The sequence below is a fragment of the Pseudomonas sp. KSR10 genome, assembly GCF_022355455.1.
Taxonomy (GTDB): Bacteria; Pseudomonadota; Gammaproteobacteria; order Pseudomonadales; family Pseudomonadaceae; genus Stutzerimonas; species Stutzerimonas stutzeri_E.
Window position 1 is genome coordinate 1,047,070 of record NZ_JAKOEN010000019.1, and the last position, 26,080, is coordinate 1,073,149.

The 26,080-nt window shown below is 63.4% G+C and carries 25 protein-coding genes; 16 read left to right on the forward strand and 9 right to left on the reverse strand.

The window, feature by feature from the left end:
- Positions 1-112 precede the first annotated feature (112 nt).
- The 4 genes from MCB86_RS13710 to MCB86_RS13725 all read left to right on the forward strand — a co-directional run bounded on the left by MCB86_RS13710 (position 113) and on the right by MCB86_RS13725 (position 4,703).
- Positions 113-1,465 carry a pitrilysin family protein gene (locus tag MCB86_RS13710; RefSeq protein WP_239611251.1) on the forward strand — a complete coding sequence of 451 codons (1,353 nt, stop codon included), beginning with the start codon at positions 113-115 and terminating at the stop codon, positions 1,463-1,465.
- Positions 1,458-2,999, forward strand: a complete 1,542-nt coding sequence (locus tag MCB86_RS13715) for a pitrilysin family protein (protein WP_045164031.1) — start codon at positions 1,458-1,460, stop codon at positions 2,997-2,999. Before MCB86_RS13710 ends, MCB86_RS13715 begins: the two co-directional genes overlap by 8 nt.
- Positions 2,999-3,598, forward strand: coding sequence for a 16S rRNA (guanine(966)-N(2))-methyltransferase RsmD (gene rsmD, locus MCB86_RS13720; protein ID WP_239611252.1), 600 nt, complete (start codon positions 2,999-3,001; stop codon positions 3,596-3,598). The genes MCB86_RS13715 and rsmD overlap by 1 nt, the downstream gene beginning before the upstream one ends.
- A 91-nt stretch (positions 3,599-3,689) precedes the next feature.
- Positions 3,690-4,703 carry a hydrolase gene (locus MCB86_RS13725; RefSeq protein ID WP_239611593.1) on the forward strand — a complete coding sequence of 338 codons (1,014 nt, stop codon included), beginning with the start codon at positions 3,690-3,692 and terminating at the stop codon, positions 4,701-4,703.
- Between the two features lie 31 nt (positions 4,704-4,734).
- Here the strand turns inward: MCB86_RS13725 and MCB86_RS13730 are convergent, their stop codons facing one another.
- Positions 4,735-5,430 carry a TetR/AcrR family transcriptional regulator gene (locus MCB86_RS13730; protein ID WP_239611253.1) on the reverse strand — a complete coding sequence of 232 codons (696 nt, stop codon included), beginning with the start codon at positions 5,428-5,430 and terminating at the stop codon, positions 4,735-4,737.
- Positions 5,431-5,563: 133 nt separating this feature from the next.
- On the opposite strand from MCB86_RS13730, the gene MCB86_RS13735 reads away from it, so the two are divergent.
- The 3 genes from MCB86_RS13735 (at position 5,564) to MCB86_RS13745 (ending at position 7,993) form a co-directional block, all read left to right on the forward strand.
- Positions 5,564-6,994: a coniferyl aldehyde dehydrogenase gene (locus MCB86_RS13735; RefSeq protein ID WP_239611254.1), complete on the forward strand. Its 1,431-nt coding sequence runs from the start codon at positions 5,564-5,566 to the stop codon at positions 6,992-6,994.
- Positions 6,995-7,120: 126 nt separating this feature from the next.
- The gene (gene coaD, locus MCB86_RS13740; RefSeq protein WP_025243440.1) at positions 7,121-7,603 is read left to right on the forward strand and encodes a pantetheine-phosphate adenylyltransferase; all 483 of its coding nucleotides are present in this window, start codon (positions 7,121-7,123) and stop codon (positions 7,601-7,603) included.
- Positions 7,604-7,741: 138 nt separating this feature from the next.
- On the forward strand, positions 7,742-7,993 hold the full coding sequence (locus MCB86_RS13745) for a YfhL family 4Fe-4S dicluster ferredoxin (protein WP_025243441.1): 252 nt from the start codon (positions 7,742-7,744) through the stop codon (positions 7,991-7,993).
- A gap of 316 nt (positions 7,994-8,309) precedes the next feature.
- Here MCB86_RS13745 and MCB86_RS13750 read toward each other — a convergent pair whose 3' ends face one another.
- The 3 genes from MCB86_RS13750 to MCB86_RS13760 all read right to left on the reverse strand — a co-directional run bounded on the left by MCB86_RS13750 (position 8,310) and on the right by MCB86_RS13760 (position 10,445).
- A complete protein-coding gene (locus MCB86_RS13750) occupies positions 8,310-8,651 on the reverse strand; it encodes a hypothetical protein (protein WP_045164035.1) in 342 nt (113 codons plus the stop codon).
- Between the two features lie 115 nt (positions 8,652-8,766).
- A complete protein-coding gene (mutM, locus tag MCB86_RS13755) occupies positions 8,767-9,579 on the reverse strand; it encodes a bifunctional DNA-formamidopyrimidine glycosylase/DNA-(apurinic or apyrimidinic site) lyase (RefSeq protein ID WP_045164036.1) in 813 nt (270 codons plus the stop codon).
- A 56-nt stretch (positions 9,580-9,635) separates the two neighbouring features.
- Complete coding sequence (locus MCB86_RS13760; protein WP_239611594.1) at positions 9,636-10,445, reverse strand: HDOD domain-containing protein; 810 nt, start codon at positions 10,443-10,445, stop codon at positions 9,636-9,638.
- A gap of 182 nt (positions 10,446-10,627) precedes the next feature.
- Here MCB86_RS13760 and MCB86_RS13765 point away from each other — a divergent pair, with 182 nt between their 5' ends.
- The 3 genes from MCB86_RS13765 to ilvD all read left to right on the forward strand — a co-directional run bounded on the left by MCB86_RS13765 (position 10,628) and on the right by ilvD (position 14,762).
- The gene (locus tag MCB86_RS13765) at positions 10,628-11,167 is read left to right on the forward strand and encodes a type 1 glutamine amidotransferase domain-containing protein (RefSeq protein ID WP_045164038.1); all 540 of its coding nucleotides are present in this window, start codon (positions 10,628-10,630) and stop codon (positions 11,165-11,167) included.
- A gap of 190 nt (positions 11,168-11,357) precedes the next feature.
- Positions 11,358-12,554, forward strand: a complete 1,197-nt coding sequence (locus MCB86_RS13770) for a class I SAM-dependent rRNA methyltransferase (RefSeq protein ID WP_239611255.1) — start codon at positions 11,358-11,360, stop codon at positions 12,552-12,554.
- Positions 12,555-12,923: 369 nt separating this feature from the next.
- Positions 12,924-14,762, forward strand: coding sequence for a dihydroxy-acid dehydratase (gene ilvD, locus MCB86_RS13775; RefSeq protein WP_239611256.1), 1,839 nt, complete (start codon positions 12,924-12,926; stop codon positions 14,760-14,762).
- Positions 14,763-14,811: 49 nt separating this feature from the next.
- On the opposite strand, the gene MCB86_RS13780 is transcribed toward ilvD, so the two are convergent.
- On the reverse strand, positions 14,812-16,545 hold the full coding sequence (locus MCB86_RS13780) for a DUF4153 domain-containing protein (RefSeq protein ID WP_239611257.1): 1,734 nt from the start codon (positions 16,543-16,545) through the stop codon (positions 14,812-14,814).
- Between the two features lie 359 nt (positions 16,546-16,904).
- Here MCB86_RS13780 and MCB86_RS13785 point away from each other — a divergent pair, with 359 nt between their 5' ends.
- Positions 16,905-18,290: a uracil-xanthine permease family protein gene (locus tag MCB86_RS13785; protein ID WP_239611258.1), complete on the forward strand. Its 1,386-nt coding sequence runs from the start codon at positions 16,905-16,907 to the stop codon at positions 18,288-18,290.
- Here MCB86_RS13785 and MCB86_RS13790 read toward each other — a convergent pair whose 3' ends face one another.
- Entirely contained in the window at positions 18,291-19,409 is a 1,119-nt protein-coding gene (locus tag MCB86_RS13790; RefSeq protein ID WP_045164043.1) for an NAD(P)/FAD-dependent oxidoreductase, read from the reverse strand.
- Positions 19,410-19,517: 108 nt separating this feature from the next.
- On the opposite strand from MCB86_RS13790, the gene MCB86_RS13795 reads away from it, so the two are divergent.
- On the forward strand, positions 19,518-19,973 hold the full coding sequence (locus MCB86_RS13795; protein WP_239611259.1) for a metallophosphoesterase family protein: 456 nt from the start codon (positions 19,518-19,520) through the stop codon (positions 19,971-19,973).
- 3 nt (positions 19,974-19,976) lie between these two features.
- Here MCB86_RS13795 and MCB86_RS13800 read toward each other — a convergent pair whose 3' ends face one another.
- Both MCB86_RS13800 and folA read right to left on the reverse strand, forming a co-directional pair.
- Complete coding sequence (locus MCB86_RS13800) at positions 19,977-20,654, reverse strand: YitT family protein (RefSeq protein ID WP_045164045.1); 678 nt, start codon at positions 20,652-20,654, stop codon at positions 19,977-19,979.
- 93 nt (positions 20,655-20,747) lie between these two features.
- Positions 20,748-21,263 carry a type 3 dihydrofolate reductase gene (folA, locus tag MCB86_RS13805; protein ID WP_239611260.1) on the reverse strand — a complete coding sequence of 172 codons (516 nt, stop codon included), beginning with the start codon at positions 21,261-21,263 and terminating at the stop codon, positions 20,748-20,750.
- A 152-nt stretch (positions 21,264-21,415) separates the two neighbouring features.
- Here folA and MCB86_RS13810 point away from each other — a divergent pair, with 152 nt between their 5' ends.
- The 4 genes from MCB86_RS13810 to MCB86_RS13825 all read left to right on the forward strand — a co-directional run bounded on the left by MCB86_RS13810 (position 21,416) and on the right by MCB86_RS13825 (position 25,724).
- A complete protein-coding gene (locus tag MCB86_RS13810) occupies positions 21,416-22,528 on the forward strand; it encodes a glycerophosphodiester phosphodiesterase (protein ID WP_239611261.1) in 1,113 nt (370 codons plus the stop codon).
- A gap of 178 nt (positions 22,529-22,706) precedes the next feature.
- Complete coding sequence (locus tag MCB86_RS13815; protein ID WP_239611262.1) at positions 22,707-23,681, forward strand: tripartite tricarboxylate transporter substrate binding protein; 975 nt, start codon at positions 22,707-22,709, stop codon at positions 23,679-23,681.
- Positions 23,682-23,693: 12 nt separating this feature from the next.
- Positions 23,694-24,185, forward strand: coding sequence for a tripartite tricarboxylate transporter TctB family protein (locus tag MCB86_RS13820; protein ID WP_045164050.1), 492 nt, complete (start codon positions 23,694-23,696; stop codon positions 24,183-24,185).
- 27 nt (positions 24,186-24,212) lie between these two features.
- Positions 24,213-25,724: a tripartite tricarboxylate transporter permease gene (locus MCB86_RS13825; RefSeq protein WP_045164051.1), complete on the forward strand. Its 1,512-nt coding sequence runs from the start codon at positions 24,213-24,215 to the stop codon at positions 25,722-25,724.
- Between the two features lie 102 nt (positions 25,725-25,826).
- Here the strand turns inward: MCB86_RS13825 and MCB86_RS13830 are convergent, their stop codons facing one another.
- A complete protein-coding gene (locus MCB86_RS13830; RefSeq protein WP_045164376.1) occupies positions 25,827-26,072 on the reverse strand; it encodes a DUF4282 domain-containing protein in 246 nt (81 codons plus the stop codon).
- Positions 26,073-26,080 lie beyond the last annotated feature (8 nt).

The window sequence follows — 26,080 nt, forward strand, 5'->3', positions numbered from 1 at the left end:
CTATCCGACGTTCCACCGCTTTGCCCTGACCTCTGCAGCCAGTACCATGCCTTGCGTGTTCTCGCCTGCCGGCATCGTTGCGGCGGGATTCATCCCTGAACGAGCCCTGAATATGCCCCTAATGCTACGCCGCGCCGCCGTCCTGCTACTCGGCGCCCTGTATGTGCCGCTAGCCCTCGCGGCCGACGGCCAGCCCACCCACGAATTCATGCTGAACAACGGTCTCAAGGTGATCGTGCGTGAGGACCATCGAGCCCCTATCGTGGTTTCCCAGCTCTGGTACAAGGTTGGGTCCAGCTACGAGTCGCCCGGGCAGACCGGCCTTTCCCACGCCCTCGAACACATGATGTTCAAGGGCAGTCGCAAGCTCGACGCCGGAGAAGCCTCACGCATTCTCCGCGAGCTCGGCGCCGAAGAGAACGCCTTCACCAGCGACGATTACACCGCTTATTACCAAGTGTTGGCGCGCGACCGCCTGGCCGTCGCCTTCGAACTGGAGGCTGACCGCCTCGCCAGTCTCAAGCTGCCGGCAGACGAGTTCGCCCGCGAAATCGAGGTGATCAAGGAAGAGCGTCGACTGCGCACCGACGACAAGCCGAGCGCCCTGGCATATGAACGCTTCAAGGCCATGGCCTACCCCGCCAGCGGTTACCACACCCCGACGATCGGCTGGATGGCCGACCTCAATCGCATGACCGTCGAGGAGCTGCGTAACTGGTACCAGTCCTGGTACGCACCCAACAACGCCACTCTCGTTGTGGTGGGTGACGTGACGCGCGACGAGGTACAGGCGCTGGCAGAGCGTTATTTCGGTCCGATAGAGAGTCACCCGATTCCCATCGCCAAGCGCCCACTGGAGCTAGCCGAGCCTGGCGAGCGGCGGCTCACGCTGCATGTGAAGACACAGGTACCCAGCCTGATCATGGCGTTCAACACGCCGAGCTTGGCCACCGAGGAGAACCCTCGACACATTCATGCCCTGCGCCTGATCAGCGCACTGCTGGACGGCGGCTACAGCGCTCGACTGCCACAGCAACTCGAGCGCGGCGAAGAACTGGTGACCAGCGCCTCGGCCTGGTACAACGCCTACGCCCGCGGCGACTCGCTGTTCGTCCTCAGCGCGGCGCCCAATATGCAGAAGGGCCGGAGCCTGGAAGAGGTAGAGGCCGGCCTCTGGCAACAACTCGAACAGCTCAAGCGGAGCGCACCCTCGCCGGAAGAACTGGAGCGAGTGCGCGCCCAGGTCATCGCCGGCCTGGTCTACGAGCGCGACTCCATCACCCAGCAGGCCACCACCATCGGACAGCTGGAAACCGTCGGCCTGTCCTGGCGCCTGATGGATGAAGAGCTCAGCGCGCTCGAGGCGGTAACGCCGGACGACATTCAGCAGGCCGCTCGAACCTTCTTCACCCGCTCACGCCTGAGCGTTGCCCATGTTCTGCCCGAGGAGTCCAGCGATGAGTGATCGCAACCTGTTGCGTCGCGGCCTGTTCGTTCTGGCGCTGGCGTTCGGCCTGGGCCTGACCGGCTGCAATGAGGAAACCGGCGAGGCGGCGGCAAAGATCCCGCTCCCCTCGGCCGGGACCGTGACCACTCCAGCCGAATCCGGCCAGGCGATCGCCCGGGAAGCGGCCGAACGAGGCCAGCGCATCCAGTCATTGGACGAATTGGGCGACCAGCCGCTCGCTCGCCGCACGCTGGATATCCAGAGCTGGCAGACCGAAGGCGGTGCTCGGGTGCTGTTCGTCGAAGCCCATCAACTGCCGATGTTCGACCTGCGCCTGACGTTTGCCGCAGGCAGCAGCCAGGACGGCGATGTACCGGGCGTGGCCATGCTGACCAATGCGATGCTCAACGAAGGTGTCGAGGGCAAGGACGTCACCGCCATTGCCGAAGGCTTCGAGGGCCTCGGCGCGGAATTCGGCAACGGCTCCTACCGGGACATGGCGGTCGCCAGCCTGCGCAGCCTTAGCGCGCAAGACAAGCGCGAACCGGCGTTGCAGCTGTTCAGCCAAGTGGTCGGGCAGCCAACCTTTCCCGAGGACTCGCTGCAGCGGATCAAGAACCAGATACTGGCTGGCTTTGAACTCCAGAAGCAGAACCCGGGCAAGCTGGCCAGCCTCGAGCTGTTCGAGCAGCTCTACGGTAGCCACCCTTACGCGCACCCCAGCGAGGGTACACCGGACACCATTCCCGGCATCGACACCGATCAGCTGCGCGCCTTTCATGCCAAAGCCTATGCGGCCGGCAACGCGGTAATCGCGCTGGTTGGCGATCTCGACCGTGAACACGCCGAAGCGATTGCCGAGCAAATCTCCAGCGCCTTGCCGCAAGGAAACGCATTGCCTGCACCACCTGTTCCGAGCGCGCCCTCGGCAGGCCTGACGCACATCGATTTTCCTTCCAACCAGACCCATCTGATGCTGGCACAGCTCGGCATCCCACGCGGTGATCCAGATTACGCCGCGCTCTATCTGGGCAATCAGATCCTTGGCGGCGGAGGCTTCGGTACCCGTCTGATGGAGGAGGTACGGGAGAAGCGCGGGCTGACCTACGGGATCTATTCCGGCTTCAGCCCCATGCAGACCAACGGACCATTCATGATCAATCTTCAGACCCGGGCCGAGCTCTCCGAGGCGACCCTGGAGCTGGTGCAACGCCTGGTTGCCGAGTTCCTCGAGAAGGGCCCGACCCGGGCCGAGCTGGAACGTAGCAAGCGCGAGATTGCCGGCAGCTTTCCGTTATCCACCGCCAGCAACGCCGACATCGTCGGCCAGCTGGGCAGCATCGGGTTCTATAACCTGCCGCTGACCTACCTCGAAGACTTCATGCAACAGGTCCAAGCGCTGTCGGTCGAACAAGTCAAGGCGGCGATGAACAAGCATCTCAGCCCAGACGGCTTCGTGATCGTCACGGCCGGCCCGCAGGTCGAGCAGAAGCCGCTGCCGGCACCGAGCGAGAAGCCCCTCGAACAACCCAGTAGCGTTCCGGAGCATTGATGGCCAACCCACCCATCCGTCCAACCGCCCACGGGGGCCAAGGGCAGCTGCGCATCATCGGGGGAGAATGGCGCAGCCGGCGCTTCGGCTTTCCCGATGCCGAAGGTCTGCGGCCAACGCCTGATCGGGTCCGGGAAACCTTGTTCAACTGGCTCGCGCCCTACATGTCCGGCGCTCGTGTACTCGACCCCTTTACCGGCAGCGGTGCACTCTATCTCGAGGCGCTCTCCCGTGGCGCCAGTATGGCACTGGCGCTGGACCTGAATGCCAACGCCATCGCCAGCCTGCGCAAGCATCTGGATACGCTGAACTGCGGTCAGGGCCAGTTACTGCAGAGCGATGCGCTGCGATATCTGGAGACCCAGACACCAACGCCATTCGATCTGGTGTTCCTCGATCCGCCATTCAACAAAAACTTGCTGCAACCGGCCTGCGAATTGCTGGAGCACAAGGGCTGGCTGGCCAAGCATGCCTGGATCTATACCGAGAGCGAAGCCATGCCGTCGAGCCTCGGGCTGCCCGGCAACTGGCGGCTGCATCGCGAGAAGAAGGCCGGCAGCGTCCACTACGCACTGTGGGAGCGCAGTGGCGAGGCCTGAGCAACAGGGTAGAAGCCCGCCGTGACGGCGCTCCGCCAAAACGCAGAACCACGGGATATATCGCAACCAGCATCGAGGTCGTTCAGTGTCCATGACCTTTCCGGAAACCGTGGTTACACCCGAGCCAGTCGCGACCTTCTCTCCCGCCTGGTGGTTGCGCGGTGGGCACCTGCAGACGCTCTGGAATCCCTTCTGCCGGCGCTCGCTGCCCCTGCAGCGCCGCCGCGAGCGGCTGTGGCTCGCCGACGGCGACTTCATTGACGTCGACTGGCACGGTCCACATGACCCGGCGGCGCCGTTGGTGTTGGTACTGCACGGATTGACCGGTTCGTCCAACTCTCACTATGTGCTCGGCCTGCAGCGGCAACTGGCCAAATGCAGCTGGGCCAGCGTCGCGATCAACTGGCGCGGTTGCTCCGGTGAGCCCAATCTGTTGCCACGCGCCTACCACTCCGGCGCCAGCGACGATCTGGCCGAAATCATCGCCCATCTGCAGGCGGCTCGTCCGCTGGCCCCGCTCTATGCGGTGGGCTATTCGCTGGGTGGCAACGTGTTGCTCAAATATCTCGGCGAAACGGGCGCGGCTGCGCCGCTGCAAAAGGCCGTGGCGGTCTCGGTACCCTATCGTCTCGACCAGTGTGCCGACCGCATCGGCCTCGGGTTTTCGCGGGTCTATCAGGCGCATTTCATGCGCGAGATGGTGGCCTATGTGAAGGACAAGCAGCGCCTGTTCGCCAATCAGGGCAACACCGAGCATCTGTCAGCGCTGCAGCGCCTCGGCTCTGTGCACGGCCTGCGTACCTTCTGGGACTTCGATGGCCGCTTCACTGCACCGCTGCACGGCTACATCGATGCCAGCGACTACTATCGCCGCGCCTCGAGCCGCTATTTCCTTCCCGACATCCGAATTCCGACCCTGCTGATCCAGGCCGAAGACGATCCTTTCGTATTCCGCCACAGCGTGCCCGAACCCGCTGAGCTGTCAGCATCCACTACGCTGGAACTGCACGCCCGCGGCGGTCATGTCGGCTTCGTCGAGGGCTCGCCGCTCAAGCCGCGCTATTACCTGGAGCGGCGGATACCGGCGTGGCTGGCCAGCCGCTAACTGCCAGCCATCAAGCGAGCGGTTCTGACGATCACGTCGGCTCTTGCCCTTTGGCTGTCTTGACGGACGGTTCCATCGCGAATGGAGCATGAAGCTGTGAAAGCAGTGCGGACACCGCCGGACGCGCGCGGTCCGTCAGAAACCCTTCCTCGAGCATCAGCAGCTGGAAAATGCCCCGGCGCAGCTTGTTCTTGTCCAGCACGTCATCAGGCGAGCTTTGCATGCTGCAGAGAAATCGCACCCAGGACGTCACGATGATCCAAGCGTTAATTGCCAGCGCCTCCACTTGCGATGGCGTCATGTCGAGAATGCCGGCATCGACGAAGCCCTGATAGATACGCTGCGCGCTCAGCAAATGGCGCTTGGCGAACAGGCGATAACGTGCGGCGAGCCGATCATCGCTGTCCAACAGATGCTCCAGGTCCCGGTACAGGAAGCGGTAGTCCCACATCGCCGCGAGCAGTGACTCGAGGTACCGTGTCTTGTCTTCGAGGGTCAACGCGCGTCCCTCGGGTAACCGCAGGAACCCTTCGAAATCCGCCTCGTAACGACCGAACAGCTCGGCGATGATCATCTGCTTATTGCGAAAATGGTAATAGAGATTGCCCGGCGAGATTTCCAGATGTGTCGCTATGTGATTGGTGGTCACGCTGCGCTCGCCCTGGGCATTGAACAGTTCCAGGCTGGCCTGAAGAATGCGATGGCGGGTATTCGGCTTGGGGGACATTAAGGGGAGATTCATCCATCGCACTAAACCTGGCGGGCAAAGATAACCCGCCGATCTCGGCCGCGCACTCAATTGACAGGCTAGAGTATTTGCTCTAATACCGACAACTGCCTTCCGCTCCGGAGCATTACCCGTGCTTGCCGACGTCGCTTATCTGAATCAGTTCGGCCTCGAGATCGACCGCCTGCAATCACTGTTCGAGCGCCAGCGCAGCGCCTTTCATGCCGATCCCAGCCCGACCGGGGAGAACCGCCTGCAAGCGCTGGAGGCGCTGCACGACCTGCTTGCCAATCATCAGCAGCAGATCATCGAGGCCATAAGCGAGGACTTCGGCAACCGCTCGGCGGACGAAACACGGCTGGCCGAGATCATGCCTAGCCTGCACAGCATCCGGCATGCCAAGCGCCACCTGCGCCAGTGGATGACGCCATCGCGGCGCAGCGTCGGGATGGCTTTTCAGCCGGCCAGCGCGAAAGTGGTCTATCAGCCACTCGGGGTGGTCGGCATCATCGTGCCCTGGAACTATCCGCTGTATCTGGCCATCGGCCCGTTAATCGGCGCGCTGGCAGCCGGTAATCGGGTGATGTTGAAAATGAGCGAGTCCACCCCCGCCACGGCCCGATTGCTGAAAGACCTACTGGCGCAGATCTTTCCGGAGAATCAAGTGGCGGCAGTGCTGGGCGAGGCCGATGTGGGCATCGCCTTCTCGCAGCTGCCCTTCGATCACCTGCTGTTCACAGGCAGCACCAGCGTCGGTCGTCAGGTCATGCGCGCGGCGGCGGAGAATCTGACGCCAGTCACCCTCGAGTTGGGCGGCAAGTCGCCCGCCATCGTCTCGACCGGCGTGCCGCTCGCCGATGCCGCCGAACGCATCGCCTTCGGCAAGACGTTCAACGCGGGCCAGACCTGCGTCGCCCCGGATTACGTGCTGGTGCCGCGGACACGCATCGACGGCTTCGTCGACGCCTATCGGCAGGCAGTGCGACGCTTCTATCCGCAGCTGGCCGACAACCCCGACTACACCTCGATCATCAATCCGCGGCAGCACGCCCGCTTGCAAGGCTACCTGGACGATGCTCAGGCCAAGGGCGCGCACGTACTACCGCTGTTCGAGCAGGTTCAGGACCGACGTATGCCGCATTGCCTGCTGCTCGACGTGAACGACGAAATGCAGGTCATGCAGGACGAAATTTTCGGCCCACTGCTGCCCATCGTGGCCTACGACAACCTCGAGCAGGCGCTCACCTACATCAACGCTCGCCCGCGCCCGCTGGCGCTCTATTACTTCGGCTATGACCGGGCCGAGCAGCGCCATGTACTGCGTCATACGCACTCCGGCGGCGTCTGCCTCAATGACACCCTGTTGCATGTCGCTCAGGCCGATCTGCCGTTCGGCGGCATCGGCCCCTCTGGCATGGGCCATTACCACGGGCATGAGGGATTTCTCACGTTCAGCAAGGCCAAGGGAGTATTCGTCAAGCAACGCTTCAACGCCGCCCGACTGATCTACCCGCCTTACGGCAAGGCGCTGCAGAAATTGATCTACAAGCTCTTCGTACGCTGAGGCTGCGTCCCGATATCCCCCTTCCCTGCCCCACTGCTGCTTGAGGCGGGCCTCCTCTTTGAGGCTTTACGCTGCCGCAACCGAGCCGCTACCATCCAACCCCCACGCATGCGTCAGGACGCCGCGATGAATCGAGTGCTGTATCCGGGAACCTTCGATCCGATCACCATGGGCCACGCCGATCTGGTCGAGCGCGCCTCACGTCTGTTCGACGAGGTGATCATTGCGGTCGCTGCCAGCCCCAACAAGAACCCATTGTTTCCGCTCGAGCAGCGCGTGGCGCTGGCCCAGGAAGTGACCGCGCATCTGCCCAATGTCAGGGTGCTGGGCTTCTCCACGCTCCTGGCGCATTTCGTCATCGAGCAGAAGGCCAACGTCCTGCTGCGCGGCCTGCGCGCGGTGTCCGACTTCGAATATGAATTCCAGCTGGCCAATATGAATCGGCAACTGGCACCAGACGTCGAAAGCCTGTTTCTGACGCCATCGGAAAAGTTCTCCTACATTTCCTCGACCCTGGTGCGCGAAATCGCTCGCCTCGGCGGCGATGTCACCAAGTTCGTCCACCCTTCGGTGATGAAAGCGCTGACCGAGCGCTACGCCTCGCGCTAGAGCTTCCAGCAGTGCGCATCAGGCGCGCCTGCCGACAAGCGGAGAAGTACTGCCGCGTGCACCCGGCGAGCGGATGCGGCAAAATTGGCGCGTCGTCTTTACTGTGCTACGGCACTTGCCGTAGCTGGAGCTAGCTGGATGTCCCTGATAATCACCGATGACTGCATCAACTGCGACGTGTGCGAGCCCGAGTGCCCGAACAGCGCAATTTCCCAGGGCGAGGAAATCTACGTCATCGATCCCAATCTCTGCACCGAGTGCGTCGGCCACTACGATGAACCGCAGTGCCAGCAAGTCTGCCCGGTGGACTGCATCCCGCTCGACGAAAGCAATGTCGAGAGCAAAGACGAACTGATGCAAAAGTACCTGATCATCACCGGCAAGGCTTGATAGGCAAACCCTCGTGGCTCCCGGGCAGTGAGGCCGGGCACATCGTCCCGTCAGCCAAGCTGACACCCTCCATCGGCATCCAACCACCCGGCAATGCCTTCTGCGTTCCGGGACTCTGCTCTCCCCTTAAACCTAGAACGCCACCGAGACCGTTGCGGTCGTATGTATCCCGCGTTCGCCGCAGACCAGTTTGCAGCACGGGCTTATCGACGAAGAGAATCAGTCGCTCAAAACAACGCGGCTTCGCGCGCGATCAAGCGGCGAAGCCGAGGGGGCAGATCGAGTAAAGGGTTCGACCTGATGCTGCTGGCCTGGGTCAGTCTTGGCGGTTGTAGCCGACGCGGGTGCAACCCAGGCAGCGAGCAAAGGCGGCGGCGCCGGGTTCGACCACCAGTGCCTGCCCGGTTTCCTTGATGCCGCCACCCATGGCACTGAACGGCAGGCTGACGACGAACAGGCCGGCACCGACGACCGTGGCGGCGATCAGCAGCGGGCGGGCGATCAGCAGATCCCCGACGATGGAAAAGGCTTTGGGTGCCTCGACGGTATACATCGGATCGCCGCTGGCGTTCTGCTGCACCGATTGCGCCTGGGCCGGCATCGCCAGCAGGCCAGTGGTAAGGGCCAAGACAACAGCAGTGGAGCGAAACAGTTTCATGGTGTGGTCCTTCAGCTGGGCGAAACGAGGCAGATGATTGTAGTGCCGGTCACTATAGCAGCGGCCGTCAGTTGTTGATCGTGAACACCGTCAATGCCTGCACACTCGGGCGGCATCATCGCTGGCAGCGTCCGCAGTAAACACTGGCGCGCTGGCCCAGACGAATCTCGCGCAACGTCGAGCCGCAGCTCTTGCAGAAATCCCCACCTCGGCCATAGACGAACAGCTCCTGCTGAAAATAGCCGGGCTTGCCGTCGCCGCCGACGAAATCGCGCAACGTCGTCCCGCCGCGCTCGATAGCGTAGGCGAGGATCCGCTTGATCTCGACGGCAAGCTTCAGATAACGCGCCCGCGAAACCGTACCGGCCGGCCGTCGTGGATCAATACCGGCAGCGAACAACGCCTCGCTCGCATAAATGTTGCCGACGCCCACCACCACCGCGTTGTCCATGATGAACGGTTTGATCGCCATGCTGCGTCCACGCGACAGTTGGAACAGCCGGTCGCCGTCAAAGGCTTCGCTGAGCGGCTCCGGCCCGAGATTGGCGAGCAGCACATGGCTCAGTGGCGCATCACTCCAGAGCAGCGCTCCGAAACGACGCGGATCGGTGTAGCGCAGCGCCATACCGGAGTCGAGCAGGATATCGACGTGCTCGTGCTTGCCCACCGGCAGATCGGCGGGCACCAGCCGCAGACTGCCGGACATGCCCAGATGCGCGATCAGCGTGCCTGCCTCCGCCTTGATCAGCAGGTACTTGGCGCGCCGCTCGACCGCCTCGATGCGCTGGCCGGACAGACGCACATCGAGATCATCCGGGATCGGCCAACGCAACCGGCGCTCGCGCACGATCACACGACTGACACGCTGACCGATCAGGTGCGGCTCGATGCCGCGGCGGGTGGTTTCAACTTCGGGAAGTTCAGGCATACGGGCTATCGAAAATGAACCGGGAGGCGACCTTAGCAGCTATTGGTGCCGTGCGGTCAGCCCACGCCCAGCTCGCGAATGCTGCCCTTGAGGTAGTCGAAATCGTACTCGGAGAGACCGACATATTCGAGCACCTGCTGCTGTACCGTCACCCACTCGTAGTCGTCCGGCTGATCACCGAGCACACGATGGCAGGCGCAGATGTGCTCGGCCATCTTCAGGATCGCCAGCAGCGTCTTGATCTGCGGATCGCTCAACTCATCATCGAACAGCGCCAGGGCGTTGTGATGATTGGCGATGGCCTCGCACAGATGAACCGGCAGTTTCCAGGAGCGGGCGACGAAATATCCGACCACCGCGTGGTTGGTGCTGAGCACGCGATTCTCGATGTCGGTGATGCGTACTGCATCGCTGGCACTGGCATAGGCTTCCTCCAGCACGCTCATGTAACCGGGAAAGCGCGCCAGCATCAGCGGGATCCCGCAATTGTGAAACAGCCCCAGCGTGTAGGCCTCGTCCGGCGCCGGATGGCCAATGCGCTTGGCCAGGGTCAGGCTGGTCATGGCGACATCTTGCGCGGTGTCCCAGAAGCGGTTGAGGGTGACGATGGCCGCGTCGGTCAGCTCGCCCTTGATCGATTGCGCGTTGATCAGGTTGATCACCGAACGGCAACCCAGCAGGTTGACCGCCTGCTGGATCGAGGCAATGCGATTGGCGAGGCCGAAGAGCGGAGAGTTGACGGTTTTCAGCAGCGCACCGGAGAGACCGGGATCCTGACTGATCAAGCGGGCAATCGCTCGGAGGTCAGGGTCCGGCATGACCTGCTCCATCTGCAGATCGACCATGATCTGCGGCTGCGGCGGCACGCTGATGCCCTGTAGCACGCTGCGGATCTGCTCGTCGGAAAGCTCGACTGTCATGGGAATGACTCAGCTCAGCCAATAGCACTTGGCCACCAAAGAAAGAGTGCGAACTTTGGCCGAGAAGATGGTCGGATTCAAGTAGCTCCAATCTGAATACTCATGCAATCCGACGAGGAGGATTCGAAATGGCAGCATCACTCAACGGCAAACGCGTGGCGATTCTGGTAACCGACGGCTTCGAGCAGGTCGAGCTGACCGGCCCCAAGGAGGCGCTGGAGAAGAAGGGCGCGACCGTTCATATCATATCCGCAAAGAACGGCGAAGTGACCGGTTGGAACCACACCACGCCCGCCACGAAATTCCACGTCGATGACACCTTCGACAGTATCCGCACGGAAGACTACGACGCCCTGCTGCTGCCGGGCGGCGTGGTTAATTCAGACACCATCCGCACCGATGAGATGGCCCAGGAACTAGTGCGTGACGCGGCGCGTGAAAACAAGACGATTGCGGTTATCTGTCACGGCGCCTGGCTGCTGGCCTCCGCCGATCTGGTGAAGGGCAAGCGCATGACCAGCTGGCCGTCGCTGACCGATGACCTGAAAAACGCCGGGGCGCAGTGGGTCGACGAGCAGGTGGTAGTCGATGGCCATCTGATCAGCAGCCGCAAGCCGGACGACATCCCGGCATTCAGCGAAGCGCTGATCAAGGCGCTCGCCGCCTGACAGCGGACGCTGGAAGCGAGCGGACGACTGCTGAGCGTGCAACTGCCGGACCCGTGTCGGCGGTTTCACCGCTCGGCACGACCCGGTAACTCGGCATGCGGCACCGCGACGATCCGCTTTTCCTCGAGGTAGGGGCCTGAAGCGCGCCGCTCCTATACAATGCCCGCCCCCTTGCCCGGAGCCCTTCCCGATGACCCTGCCCAGCCTGCGCCTCAAAGCCAATGCCGATCGCCGTCTGCGTGCCGGTCACCTGTGGGTCTACAGCAACGAGGTGGACACCGCTGCCACGCCGCTGAGCGGCTTTGCCGCTGGCGATCAGGCGATTCTCGAAGCCGCGGGCGGCAAGCCGCTGGGCATCGTCGGCGTCTCGCCGAACAACCTGATCTGCGCGCGCCTGCTGTCGCGCGACCTCAAGCACAGTCTGGACAAGTCGCTACTGGTGCATCGCATCCAGGTCGCCCTGTCGCTGCGCGAACGTCTGTTCGATCAGCCTTGCTACCGCCTGATCTACGGTGACTCCGACCTCTTGCCGGGCCTGGTGGTGGACCGTTTCCACGACCACCTGGTGGTGCAGCTGGCCTCGGCGACCATGGAGCGCAACAAGGATGCCGTGCTCGAAGCCTTGGTCCAGGTCATCAAGCCGCGCGGCGTGCTGTGGAAGAACGACTCCAGCGCACGCGACGCCGAGGGCCTCGAGCGTTACGTCGATACCGCCTTCGGTGTGGTGCCGGAATGGGTCGCCCTTGAAGAGAACGGCGTGAAGTTCGAAGCGCCCGTTCTTCAGGGCCAGAAGACTGGCTGGTTCTACGACCACCGCATGAATCGCGCGCGACTGGCTCCCTACGTCAAAGGCAAGCGCGTGCTCGACCTGTTCAGCTACATCGGCGGCTGGGGCGTGCAGGCGGCGGCGTTCGGCGCCAGCGAAGTGTTCTGCGTCGACGCCTCGGCCTTCGCCCTCGATGGCGTAGAGCGCAACGCCGCACTCAATGGCGTGGCCGAGAAGATGACCTGTGTGGAAGGCGACGCCTTCGAAGCGATGAGGGAGCTGAAGAACGCTGAAGAGCGCTTCGACGTGGTCATCACCGATCCACCTGCCTTCATCAAGCGCAAGAAAGACATCAAGAACGGCGAGGCCGCCTACCGCCGCCTGAACGAAACCGCCATGCGCCTGCTGAACAAGGACGGCATTCTGGTCAGTGCCAGCTGCTCGATGCACCTGGAAGAGGACAACCTGCAGAACATCCTGCTCGGCAGCGCACGTCATCTGGACCGCAACATCCAGCTACTCGAACGCGGCGCCCAGGGGCCTGACCATCCGGTGCATCCGGCGATTCCTGAAACGCGTTACATCAAAAGCATCACCTGCCGAATATTGCCGAACAGCTGAGGAGGAGCGCGGCGAAGACGGTGGATGTGGAAAGCGACATCCACCCTACGTCACTTCCCCGCAGCGCCGTGTCCGCGCGCAGGGTGGATGGCCACCCCGGTGGAAGACCGCGAAGCGTCTTCCACCGGAGCCGGCACGCCGACAACCAGCGAAGCCCGACCATCAGCCTTCCCCGGTGCCGCAACCGCGCGTAGAATCGGGGCCATTCCTCGCCATCATCCCCCGGCGGGCCCATGAGCCCAGGCCGCCCGAGCGATACCCCGCCTCGATCCGGCCCCTCCGCACGCACGGTCACCTGCCGTTGCACGCGGCACAGGTGACGCTCACCATATGCACTACTCGACCAGCTGATTAGCCGCAGGAACCGTCATGCCCGATTACCGCTCGAAAACCTCCACGCACGGCCGCAACATGGCCGGTGCCCGCGCGCTGTGGCGTGCCACCGGCATGAAGGACGAAGATTTCAAGAAGCCGATCATCGCCATCGCCAACTCCTTCACCCAGTTCGTGCCCGGCCACGTGCATCTTAAGGACCTCGGCCAGCTGGTCGCCCGTGAAATCGAAAAGCACGGCGGTGTGGCCAAGGAATTCAACACCATCGCGGTCGATGACGGGATCGCCATGGGGCACGATGGCATGCTCTATTCGCTGCCCTCGCGCGAGATCATTGCCGATTCGGTCGAATACATGGTCAACGCGCACTGCGCCGACGCCATCGTCTGCATCTCCAACTGCGACAAGATCACCCCCGGCATGCTGATGGCCGCGCTGCGCCTGAACATTCCGGTGGTGTTCGTCTCCGGCGGGCCGATGGAAGCCGGCAAGACCAAGCTGGCCAGCCACGGTCTGGACCTGGTAGACGCCATGGTGATCGCGGCCGACGAAAGCGCCAGTGATGAAAAAGTCGCCGAATACGAGCGCAGCGCCTGCCCGACCTGCGGCAGCTGCTCCGGCATGTTCACCGCCAACTCGATGAACTGCCTGGCCGAAGCCCTGGGCCTGGCGCTGCCGGGCAACGGCTCGACCCTGGCCACTCACAGCGATCGCGAACAGCTGTTCCTACGCGCCGGGCGTACCGCGGTCGAGCTGTGCCAGCGTTACTACGGTGAAGGCGACGAGTCGGTTCTGCCGCGCAACATCGCCAGCCGCCGTGCGTTCGAGAACGCCATGACCCTGGACATCGCCATGGGCGGCTCGACCAACACTATCCTGCACCTGCTGGCCGCCGCCCAGGAGGCCGAGGTCGACTTCGACCTGCGCGCCATCGACGCCCTGTCGCGCAAGGTGCCGCAGCTGTGCAAGGTCGCGCCGAACATCCAGAAGTACCACATGGAAGACGTGCACCGCGCCGGTGGCATCTTCTCCATCCTCGGCGAACTGGCCCGCGGCGGCCTGCTGCACACCGACGTGCCCACCGTACACAGCCGCAGCATGGAAGAAGCCATCACCCAGTGGGACATTACCCAGACCCAGGACGAAGCGGTGCACACCTTTTTCAAGGCCGGCCCGGCCGGCATCCCGACGCAGACGGCGTTCAGCCAGTCCACCCGCTGGGACACCCTCGACCTGGACCGCGCCGAAGGCTGCATCCGCAGCGTCGAGCATGCCTATTCCGCTGAAGGCGGCCTGGCCGTGCTCTACGGCAACATCGCCCTGGATGGCTGCGTGGTTAAAACCGCGGGTGTGGACGAATCCATCCATGTGTTCGAAGGCACGGCGAAAATCTTCGAGAGCCAGGACAGCGCTGTCAAAGGCATCCTCAACGACGACGTGAAGGCCGGCGATATCGTCATCATCCGCTACGAAGGCCCGAAAGGCGGCCCGGGCATGCAGGAAATGCTCTACCCGACCTCGTACCTGAAATCCAAAGGTCTGGGCAAGGCCTGCGCCCTGCTCACCGACGGCCGCTTCTCCGGCGGCACCTCGGGCCTGTCCATCGGCCATGCCTCGCCGGAAGCCGCCGCGGGCGGTGCCATCGGCCTGGTACGTGATGGCGACAAGGTGCTGATCGACATCCCCAACCGCAGCATCCAGCTGCAGGTCAGCGATGAAGAGCTGTCTCACCGCCGCATCGAGCAGGACAAGAAGGGCTGGAAGCCTGCGGCACCGCGCGCGCGCAAGGTGACCACCGCCCTCAAGGCCTACGCCCTGCTCGCCACCAGCGCCGACAAGGGTGCAGTGCGCAACAAGGCGATGCTGGACGACTGATCGTTCGGGTTACTGCGGCAAAGAAAGCCCGACCATCGTGTCGGGCTTTTCATGGCTCGCTGATTGCCGGTTCCAGGCGAGCACCATCAATTTCGATCGCATTGAATCGGGGCGCAACCAGTTCGAATCCACCACGCTCCAGAAGCTCGCCAAGTGCCTCGCCGTCCGGCAGCGAGCCTCCGGTGACACGCATCTGCCCGAGCCAGCGCCAGCCACCTGCCGCATCACGTCCCAATACCGGCACCGTCCAGGACGCGCCGCGTAGCAGCAACACCTCGGATTGGCCGTCGCGATCCAGATCCACCGCAAACAAGCGGCACTCGCTAGCGCATCCCTGGTTACTGACGGAACGTGCCAACGAGCCATCTTCATCCGTCACAGGTTGGCCAATCCAGCGCACGGGCGGGGCGTTCGCGACCTCTTGCTCCTGTTTCCAGGCCCAATAGTGATCCGCCTTATCAAGCCGCTGCAGATCGGCTTGCAGGCCAGTGCGCCGAGCTTCGTCCTCCCAAGGCTCGCCCAGCTTTTCACGTAGCGCTTGCAGATACCGCCGCCCCGGCTCGCCCAGTTGAAAGCGCAGCGCGCCGAGATCGGTTCGCTCGGCGGGCAGCCTGGCATCGAGCAGCCGCTGGTACTGATTCGCGGCACTCAGTTGGAGCGGGCTCAGCATCGGTACATGCATCAACACCAGCAGAAATGCGGCGAACAGCGCCAACGGCGGGTTGCTCTGCCGCAGCCCACTCAGCCAGGTGGGGTCACGCCGGATCACCGCTCTGACCAGTGCAATGCCATGCACCATCGCCATCAGCGCCAGGAGCGCAGCCAATACGCGATCCGGGGTCAGCCCGTACTGGTCGATACGCAGCCACAGCGCATGCATCGCGAACCCGGCCAGCAACGGCAGGCACAGCGAGCTGGCATCGACCAGCAGCCGCAGCGGTCTCGGATAGTGGGCGGCCTGCTGGCCGTCTTGCACCACACCGTTGAGCAGGGCCACGTGCGCGAACACCAGCGTCAGCAGAATCGGCGTGGCGTGGCGTGTCGCCCAGAGCGGAGCCAGCCCGGTAAACGGCAGGAAGACCACGAACAGCAGCAGAATCACCACCGTCAACGGCAACAGGAAGCGACACATGGCCTGCAGCACGTTGCGCAGCGCGTCGATGACCTGCCCGCGTTCCAACCCGATTCGCAGCCCAGCGGCGACGACCACAGCGCTGGCGACCCAGACGAAGCCAGACGAGCGGAACAGCCGCTTGAACTGATCGATCCCGAGCATGCTGAACAGGCCCGCCCAGAGCCAGATCAACAACCAGAAGACACCCAGCATCACCAGTGCCATAAACAGCAGCAGGCCGTTGTTCCACGCGTGGCGGTAGAGGGCGTTGTAATCGAAACGCCAACGATGCGCAGGGTCCCGCGCCTGGATGAAGGGCGTGAGGATGTAGGCCAGGGCGAGTTGGCTCCACAGCAGCAGCGTGCCGGTGGTTTCTTCCAGGCGATACCAGCGCGGCTGATCGAACTGAGCCGCCAGTGCCGCCGCTAATACAGCGGGCAGCAGAATCGCCGGCAGCAATAGTTCCCACCGTCGCACCTCGCGTATTTGCCCCCAGAGCATCTGTAGCTGCCACCCGCCTACCACGACGATGACGATCAACGCCGAACACAAGGACCGCCAGATCGCTCCGTGCGGCCAGCTTTCACTCGCGGCCCAGAGTGTCGCGCCCTGGAGCAGGCCCAACGCCAGGTAAACTATCAACGGTCGTTGCTCACTCGCTCGTTGCATGCACTTCCCTTCATTGATTCATGACGCTGCCGTTCTGGCAGCGCGTTCATGATGCTGTCATGGATTCCAACGATTCCGATACCGCGCCGCGTGACGCTGCGCTTGAGTGCTAAGCGGGACGTATCGAGGGCACACTAACTGCCTTGGAGCACACCGTTCGTGACGCATGGGCAGGTTGAACTCCACTGGCACAAACGCCAGGCATGGCCTTGCCGGGTATCTGCGGAGGACAAGCGTCACGTAGCACCGGAAACCGCGCCTAGGTCTTCCAGAACAAGTTCTGATCAGCGGCCGATGCATTCGGCTGTGCCCGGCCACCCGTGGCACGTAGAATCGCCGTTTTTTCTGCAAGGACGGCCATGAACGCCCTCACCCAGCGCACCGAAACACCCAACGACCTGCTGTACCGACTCGATGACCGTCCACGGCCATGGATAGCCTTTCTCGCCGCGCTACAGCATCTGCTGGCGATCATCGTGCCGATCGTCACGCCAGGGTTGCTGATCTGCCAAGCCATCGGCGTATCGCCACGCGACACCAACATCATCGTGTCCATGTCGCTGGTAATATCCGGCATCGCCACCTTCGTCCAGTGCAAACGCTTCGGCCCGCTCGGTGCGGGACTATTGATCGTGCAAGGCACCAGCTTCAACTTCGTTGGCCCGCTGATCGCTGGCGGTGTGCTGATGGTCAAGCAGGGCACACCGGTGGAGGCCGTCATGGCAGCAATCTTCGGTGTGGTCATTGCCGGTTCCTTCATTGAAATGGGCGTCTCGCGCGTGCTGCCGTTCATCAAACGCCTGATCACGCCGCTGGTGACCGGCATCGTGGTGCTGATGATCGGGCTGACGCTGATCAAGGTCGGGCTGATCAGCATGGGCGGCGGTTACGCAGCCATGGGCGACGGCACCTTCGCCAGCCGGGAAAACCTGCTGCTGTCCAGCGTGGTACTGGCTGCCATCGTCGTGCTCAACCGCTTGCCGGTGGTGTGGATGCGCAGCTGCGCGATCATCATCGCGCTGGCCATCGGTTATGCCCTGGCGGCGTACCTGGGCCGCCTGAACTTCGCCGGCATGCACGAGGCCGCGCTGTTCCAGGTACCGATTCCGCTGCATTTCGGCCTGGGCTTTTCCTGGAGCCTGTTCATTCCCATGGTGGTGATCTATCTGGTGACCTCGCTGGAAGCCATCGGCGACATCACCGCCACGAGCAAGATCTCGGGCCAGCCGGTCGAGGGACCGGTATGGATGCAGCGGATCAAGGGTGGCGTACTGGTCAACGGCGCCAACTCGCTGCTGGCCGGCCTGTTCAATACCTTTCCCAGCTCGGTGTTCGCACAAAACAACGGCATCATTCAGCTGACCGGAATCGCCAGCCGCTACGTCGGTATGTGGATCGCCGTGATGCTGGTGGCGCTGGGGCTATTCCCTGCGGTCGCCGGGGTGCTGCAGGCGGTTCCCCAGCCAGTGCTGGGTGGTGCTGCGCTGGTGATGTTCGGCGCGGTGGCGGCGGCAGGGATCAACATTCTCGCGGGCGTGCAGCTGGATCGCCGGGCGCTGCTGATCATCTCGGTTTCGCTGGCGCTGGGCCTGGGTGTCTCGCAGGTTCCGGAGTTCCTCGCGAACCTGCCGGTGGCTCTGCGCAATGTGTTGGAATCCGGTGTGGCCACCGGCGGCATCTGCGCCCTGGTAATGAATTGGTTTCTGCCCGAATCACCGGAGAGGTCCGAGCAAGAACCCGTCTGATCAACAGATCCGCGCATCCTCAGCGAGGCGCTGGCTCACCTCGTCGGCGATCGCCAGGGCCGCGGTCAGCCCAGGCGATTCGATGCCGAACAGGTTCACCAGCCCAGCAATCCCATGCACGGCGGGCCCGTCGATACGAAAGTCCGCCGCCGGCTCACCGGGACCGCTGATCTTCGGCCGGATGCCGGTATAGGCGGGCTGCAGCGCCCCGTCCGGCAGTGCCGGCCAGTAGCGGCGAATGGCTGCGTAGAAGCCATCGGCGCGGCTTTCATCCATCGCGTAATCGAGGCCGTCGACCCATTGTACATCCGGGCCGAACCGGGCCTGACCGCCGAGATCCAGGGTCAGGTGCACGCCCAGCCCGCCTGGCTCGGGTAGCGGATAAACCAGGTGTCTAAAGGGCGTCGCGGTCGCCAGGCTGAAATAGCTGCCCTTGGCGAAATAGCGCGGCGGCACCGCATCGGCAGCCAGGCCCTCGGTGTGTGCGGCGATCACCGGTGCCGCATGCCCGGCGCAGTTGATCACGCCGTTGGCGAGCAGCGTCATCGGCTCATCGCCGCCGACCTCGACGCGCAACCCCGCCTCCGTCACCGCCATCGCCTTGACCGGCGCACGTAGCGCCAGCAGGGCCCCAGCCGCTTCCGCATCGCCCTGCAACGCCAGCATCAGGGCGTGGCTGTCGACGATACCGGTGCTCGGCGACAGCAGCCCGGCGACGGCGTTGAGCTGTGGCTCCAAGGCCTTCACCTCGCCGTCATCGAGCCGCCGCAGGTCGTCAACACCGTTGGCTACCGCGTGCGCCTGCAGGGCCTCGAGGCCCGCCAGCTGGGATTCGTCCGTGGCGACGATCAGCTTGCCGCAGCGGCGATACGGCACCCCGTGGCTCTCGCAGAAGGCGTAGAGCGCATCGCGCCCGGCCACGCACAGACGCGCCTTCAGCGAACCCTGCGGATAATAGATGCCGGCATGGATAACCTCGCTGTTGCGCGAGCTGGTGCCGGTGCCGATGGCGGCCTCAGCCTCCAGAATCAGCACCTCACGCCCCGCCTGCGCCAGGCTGCGCGCCACGGCGAGCCCCACTACCCCGGCACCGATGACCACGCAATCGACCCGCTCCATTCACTCGTTCCTCTTCGTTCGGCGGCCGCCAGCCTGCCGTAATATCGAACCGCGGCCAAGTCTCGGTTGCCCTAACCTTCAACCATTCTCGAAATGACTGGAGTCAGCATGCGCATTGGCGTCATATCCGATACCCACGGCCTGCTGCGACCCGAAGCGTTGACGGCGCTGCAGGGCTGCGAACGGATCATTCACGCCGGCGACATCGGCAAACCCGAGGTGCTGGAGGGGCTGCGTGCACTGGCGCCGCTCGATGCGATACGCGGCAACGTCGACAGTGGTGACTGGGCCGCTGCTATCCCCGAGCGACTGGATCTGCAGGTCGGCGGGTTGCGCATCCACGTCACGCACGATGTGAAAACCATGGCGATCGATCCGGTTGCCGAAGGCATCGACGTAGTGATCTCCGGACATTCGCACCAGCCGAAGCTCGAAGAGGTCGACGCGGTGCTCTACCTCAACCCCGGCAGCGCCGGCCGCCGGCGCTTCACGCTGCCGATCAGCCTGGCCCTGCTGGACATCGAGGACGGCCAGCCACGGGCGCAGCTGGTCACTCTCGGCTGAGCTTCAACTGACGCCCGTATAGCGATCGGCACGGTGATTGACCGCCAGCACCAGGTTCAGCGCCACGGCGCCGAGCACCGACAGTGCGACCTTTTCCGGCGGCACGATGAACACGGCAGCGAGCACGATCAGCGCATCGATGCCCATCTGAAAGGTGCCCGCGCGCAGGCCGACCCGCGCCTGCAGATACAACGCCAGGATGTTCACTCCACCGAGGCTGGCCTTGTGGCGGAACAACATCAGCAGTCCGACGCCCATGGCGAAGCCGCCGAACAGTGCGGCGTAGTAGATGTTCAACTCGGCGAAGCGGATCCACCTCGGCGTCAGCTCCGCGAGCAGCGAAACCAGGCCCACGGCGATCACGGTGCGCAGGGTGAAGCCCCAGCCCATGCGCCAGATCGCCAGCAGGTAGAACGGAATGTTCAGGGTGAAGAACACCAGCCCAAAGGGCCAGCCGGCGAAATACTTGAGCAGGAAGGCCAGCCCGACCGTGCCGCCAGTGAGCAGCCCGGCGTGGCTGTAGAAGGCGATCCCCAGCGCCACCATGGCGGTGCCGAGCAGCATCGCCAGCGCGTCCTCCCACAGCGGATGTCGCACGAAGATTGCGGCAATGCGTTCAGCCGGTTCGGCATCGGCTTGCTCGGCGGCGGCCTGCACCGCGCCCGGTCTCTGGTCCTGCATGGAAACTGTCTCGTGGCGAGCGGATGGATAGCATAGGGCCTGGCGCCAGGTGAAGACTTGGCACCGGTCAAGGAAGGCGTGGGCGAATCCGGTTCAGCGGCGCTGCCAGGTCTCGAAACGGTACGCCGGGGCGTCGCCCTCGGCCGGGTGTGCCTGGCTGTCGATGCGCGCCCATTCGGCTTCGTCATAGGCCGGAAAGAAGGCATCACCCTCGGGACTGGCCTCAATGCGGGTCAGGTAGAGGCGCTGCGCCCGGGGCAGCGCCTGGGCATAAAGCTGCGCACCGCCGATCAACATCAGCTCATCGACACCCTGTTCGCGCGCCCATTGCTCGGCGCGAGTCAGCGCGTCGTCGAGTGCAGTGAACGTCTCGGCACCCTCGAGTTGCAGGCCCGGTTGACGACTGATCACCAGATTCAGTCGGCCTGGCAACGGGCGACCGAGCGAATCCCAGGTCTTGCGGCCCATGATGATCGGCTTGCCAAGGGTCATCGCCTTGAAGTGTTTGAGGTCGGCAGGCAGATGCCACGGCATCTTGTTGTCGAGCCCGATTACGCGGTCGTCCGCGAGGGCTGCGATCATGGTGAGGGGAAGTGAGGTCTGATTCATGACGGCGAGAATAACAGAGCGCCCGCAGAGCAGTCAGCGCCGCCAGATACACGTCAGCATCATCGAACGGTCATCTTCGCTTTACCAAAGCGTCAATCTGTCGTCATTCTCAGGTTTCAGGCTTACCGCTCCCCTTTCATGGAGACGCCCTAATGGCCCGCCACAGCCGCCCCACCCTGCGCCACCTGTTTATCGCCTGCAGCCTGCTTTTGCCGATCGCCGCGTTTGCCGCCACGCCCGACGCCTCGATCGCAGCCAAGAACGGCCGCGGCGAGCCCCATCCGTTGGTCATTGCCCACCGCGGCGCCAGTGGCTACGTGCCCGAGCACACCCTCGCCTCTTACGCGTTAGCCATCCTACAGGGCGCCGACTATGTCGAGCCGGACCTCGTCATGACCCGCGACGGCGAGTTGGTTGCTCGACACGACAACGAGCTGGGGCTGACCACCGATGTGTCGCAACATCCCGAGTTCGCCGACCGCAAGCGCACGCAACTGGTCGACGGCGTGAAGCTCACCGGCTGGTTTAGCGAAGACTTCACCCTGGCCGAGCTGAAAACGCTGCGCGCCATCGAGCGCATCCCGGCGATTCGTCCCGGTAATGCGCGGCTCGACGGCAGCCTGGAAATTCCGACGCTGCAGGAAATCATCGATCTGGTGAAAACCTTGCAGCTGAGCGAACACCGCCGCATCGGTCTGTACCCCGAAACCAAGCACCCGACCCACTTCCAGCAGCTCGGCCTGGCCATGGAAAAGCCGCTGGTGCGCATCCTCCACCGCAACGGCTACGCCGGCCGTAATGCGCCGGTGCATATCCAGTCGTTCGAAGTCGAGAACCTGAAAGCCCTGAGCCGCATGACCCAGCTACGCCTGGTGCAGTTGTTCGGCAGCGGTCAGCCGTACGATCAGCAGGTTCGCGGAACTGACCTGACCTACGCGCAAATGGCGACCGCAGAAGGTCTAAAGGTGATCTCGCGTTACGCCGCCGGTGTCGGTCCGGAGAAAAGCTACATCATCCCGCGCGACGCCAACGGCAACCTCGGTCAGCCTACTGACTTCGTGCCGAACGCCCAAGCCGCTGGCCTGAAGGTGCATCCGTACACCTTCCGTGCCGAAAACGCCTTCCTGCCGACCAACCTGCGTAAGGGCGACTCGCCTGCCGATCGAGGCGACATCGAGGCCGATATCCGCGCCTACCTGGACGCCGGTATCGACGGTCTGTTCATCGATCAACCAGACATCGCCGTGCGCCTGCGCGCCGATTGAGGCACATGTGGCCCGGCTCTGAGCGACCGGGCCTCGCGTCGAGTGATCATCAGGCATTCAGGGTTCGCGGGAGGGGAACCCGCCGCCCCTTGGCGAGGTATTAGCTTTACGGCCTGGCCGCGACCGATCGTCCTGCGAACGGCGGTGATTCCTAGAACAACCACAAGAAGGAACAAACATGAAGCCCGTCCTCAAACACCTGCTGCCCCTGCTGCTGGGCACCACGCTCCCGCTCGCTTCCATTGTCCAGGCCGCCGAATGGCCAACTGATACCGTTCGCCTGATAGTGCCCTACGCACCGGGCGGCACCACCGATGTCCTCTCGCGCAAGGTCGCCGATCTGCTGCAGAAGGAAATCGGCACCGTCGTGGTCGAAAACCGTCCCGGCGCCGGCTCCACCATGGCCACCGGGCAGCTTGCCCGCGGCGGACGCGGCGCCGACCACACCATCGCCATGGCGTCGCCCGGCCATACCATCGGCCCGGTGATCTACAAGAATCTGCCCTACGACCCGGTGAAGGATTTCAAATTCATCCGCAACGTCATCGAGATTCCCAACGTCATGGTGGTGCCGGCGGACAGCCCCTATAAAACCGTCGACGAGTTCATCAAGGCGGCAAAAGACAAGGAGATGACCTTCAGCTCATCCGGCGTCGGCAGCTCGATCCATATGTCCGGCGAGCTGTTCAAAACCATGACCGGGACCAAGATGACCCACGTGCCCTTCCGTGGCAGCGGCGAAGCGCTGCCGGCGCTGCTCAGTGGCGACGTGGACCTGTCGTTCGAAAACATGCCCACCGTGCTCGCGCACATCAAGTCCGGCAAGCTCAGGGCCTTGGCGGTGACCTCCGCCGAACCTTCTCCTTACCTACCGGGTGTCGAGCCGCTGTCCAAGCTCGGTGCCGATCAGGGCCTTGGCGACTTCGTCACCACCGCCTGGTTCGGCCTGATCGCTGACGACAGCATGCCCGACGAAGCCGTGCAGACGCTGCAGCGCGCGCTGGACAAGGTCATGGGGGATCAGAGCTTCAGGGACTTCGCCGCACAGATCGGCGGCGAAGCGGCAAGCCAGGAAGGCGATGCATTCCGCGACTATGTCGCTGAGGATGTCCAGCGCTGGCAACACGTCGCTGGCCAGGCCGAACTTCAATAAGCGGAGGCCCGCATGAGAACCGCCATCGGTCGTCCGCGCTGGGCCAATATCAATACGCTGCTCGGCGGCCTCTGGCTGCTGGCCGCGCTGGTGTTCGTCTTCCATCTGGTGCCGAACTACATCGAAGAAGCGCCGATGGTTCAAAACCCGATGCAGTCGCCACGCTGGCTTCCCAACGTGGCCGGTTGGCTGGTCGCGGTGCTGTCGCTGGCACTCATCATCGAAGGCTGCCTGCGCCCGCCGGTGCGCACGGTGGCCCTCGAGGAAGGCGCGCCGCCACGCCGCTGGCTGCTGATGCTCGCCGGGCTGGGCGCGTACTGGCTGCTGTTCGAGCCGCTGGGCGCTATCGCCGCCGGGATACTCGGCACCCTGCTGCTGTTCGCCGCCCACCCGGTGCGCAAACTCTGGCTCTACGCGCTGGCAATCGTCTTGCCGTGGATCGTGAGCCTGCTGTTCATCCATGTCCTGAACGTCCCGCTGCCCTCGGGCACGCTCTGGGACTGAACTCCGTCCTTATCCGCGAGTGGCCGAATGGAAGGTTTTTCCGAAGTCCTGAACCTGTTCCTGAGCGTCGACAACTTCGTCGCGATCGGTATCGGCGTATTGATCGGCGTGGTGGTTGGTGCCATTCCCGGCCTCACCGCGACCATGGCGGTCGCCCTGGCGCTGCCGTTCACCTTCAGCCTCGAACCGGTGACGGCAATCCTGCTGCTGGTCGGCATCTACAAGGGCGGCATGTACGGCGGCTCGATCACCGCGATCCTGATCCACACACCCGGCTCGCCCGCAGCAGCCTGCACGCTGCTCGATGGCTATCCACTGACCCAGCAAGGCAAAGCCAAGAAGGCGCTGCAGATGGCGCTTTATTCGTCGTGCATCGCCGACGTGCTATCGAACCTGGCGCTGATCCTGTTCGCCTCCTACCTCGCCAAGATCGCGCTGAACTTCGGCCCGCCGGAGTTCTTCTGGCTGATTTGCTTCTCGCTCACGGTGATTATTTCCATCGCTGGCGAATCCGCGATAAAAGGCCTGATCGCGGCCAGTCTCGGAGTGATCGTCTCCTCCATCGGCATGGACGTGGTCTACGGCAGCCAACGACTGACCTTCGATAGCTACAACCTGATGGATCGGGTGTCCTTCGTGCCGCTGCTGATCGGATTGTTCGCCGTACCGGAGGTGATCAGCTTTTATCTGAAAAAGGCGGAGCCGCACATTCGCGCCGCTACCAGCGGCGCCGGCCTGACACTCAAGGAGCTGAAGGCCAGCCTCAAGACCATCGTGCGCGGCTCGGTCATTGGCGTGATCATCGGGGCGATTCCCGGTACCGGCGCCACCGCGGCCACCTTCATCTCCTACAGCGAAGCCAAACGGCGCTCGCCGAACGCCGCCAATTTCGGCAAGGGCGAGCTGGAAGGTGTGGCGGCAGCCGAGTCAGGCAACAACGGCGTGGCCGGCGCGACGCTGATCCCGCTGCTGTCGCTCGGTATTCCCGGCGACGTTATCACCGCGATCATTCTCGGTGCCTTCATGATCCATGGTCTAACGCCCGGGCCGGTGCTGTTCCAGGAAAACCTCACCCTGATCTATGCGCTGTTCTGCGGAATCATGCTGAGCTCCGCGGTGTTGCTCTGCGTCGGCCACGGCGTGATCAAGTACTTCTCGCTGGTGGCGGACATTCCCAAGGCGATTCTGCTGCCGATCGTGCTGATGTTCTGCGTCTATGGCTCCTTCGCGGTGAACAACAGCGTGTTCGATATCGGCCTGATGCTGTTCTTCGGGGTGGTCGGCTATGTGTTCAATCGCACCGGCTTCGCCACCGCGCCCTTTCTGCTCGGCTTCATCCTCGGGCCGATGTTCGAGGACAACCTGCGGCGCACGCTGCTGATCGGCCGTGGCGATCCGATGATCTTCGTTCGCGGGCCGATCACTTGGATTTTCATCATGCTCACCGCGTTCTCGCTGTTTTTCGCCATTCGCCGTTATTGGCAGGAGCGCATCAAGCGTCCAGCGAACGACGGCGCGCAGGAAAATCCCCTCGGCTAGAGCCTGAAATCTGTCGTTCTTCGATCAGCTGCTGTTAACGCAAGGCGCCACGCCGAACGGCTGGCGCTGAAAACAGGCGGCACGGATGCCGCCTGAGGCCAATCACTGACGATTGGCGATCTTCTGCAGGTTCTCGTTGATCTTGAACAGCACGATCAGCAGCTCGCACCAGATCCGCGTGCCGATCAGGCCGAACAGCAGAATCCCGAGGCCGGACCAGAAACCCCCGCCGTATCCGCTGAACATGGTGCCGATCGCACCGATAACCACACTGATCAAGCCCAGCCAGTAGATGAAGATAATGATCTTCGGCGTCAGCATGGAGTCGAAGAAGAAGACGTCTTTCATAGCAAATT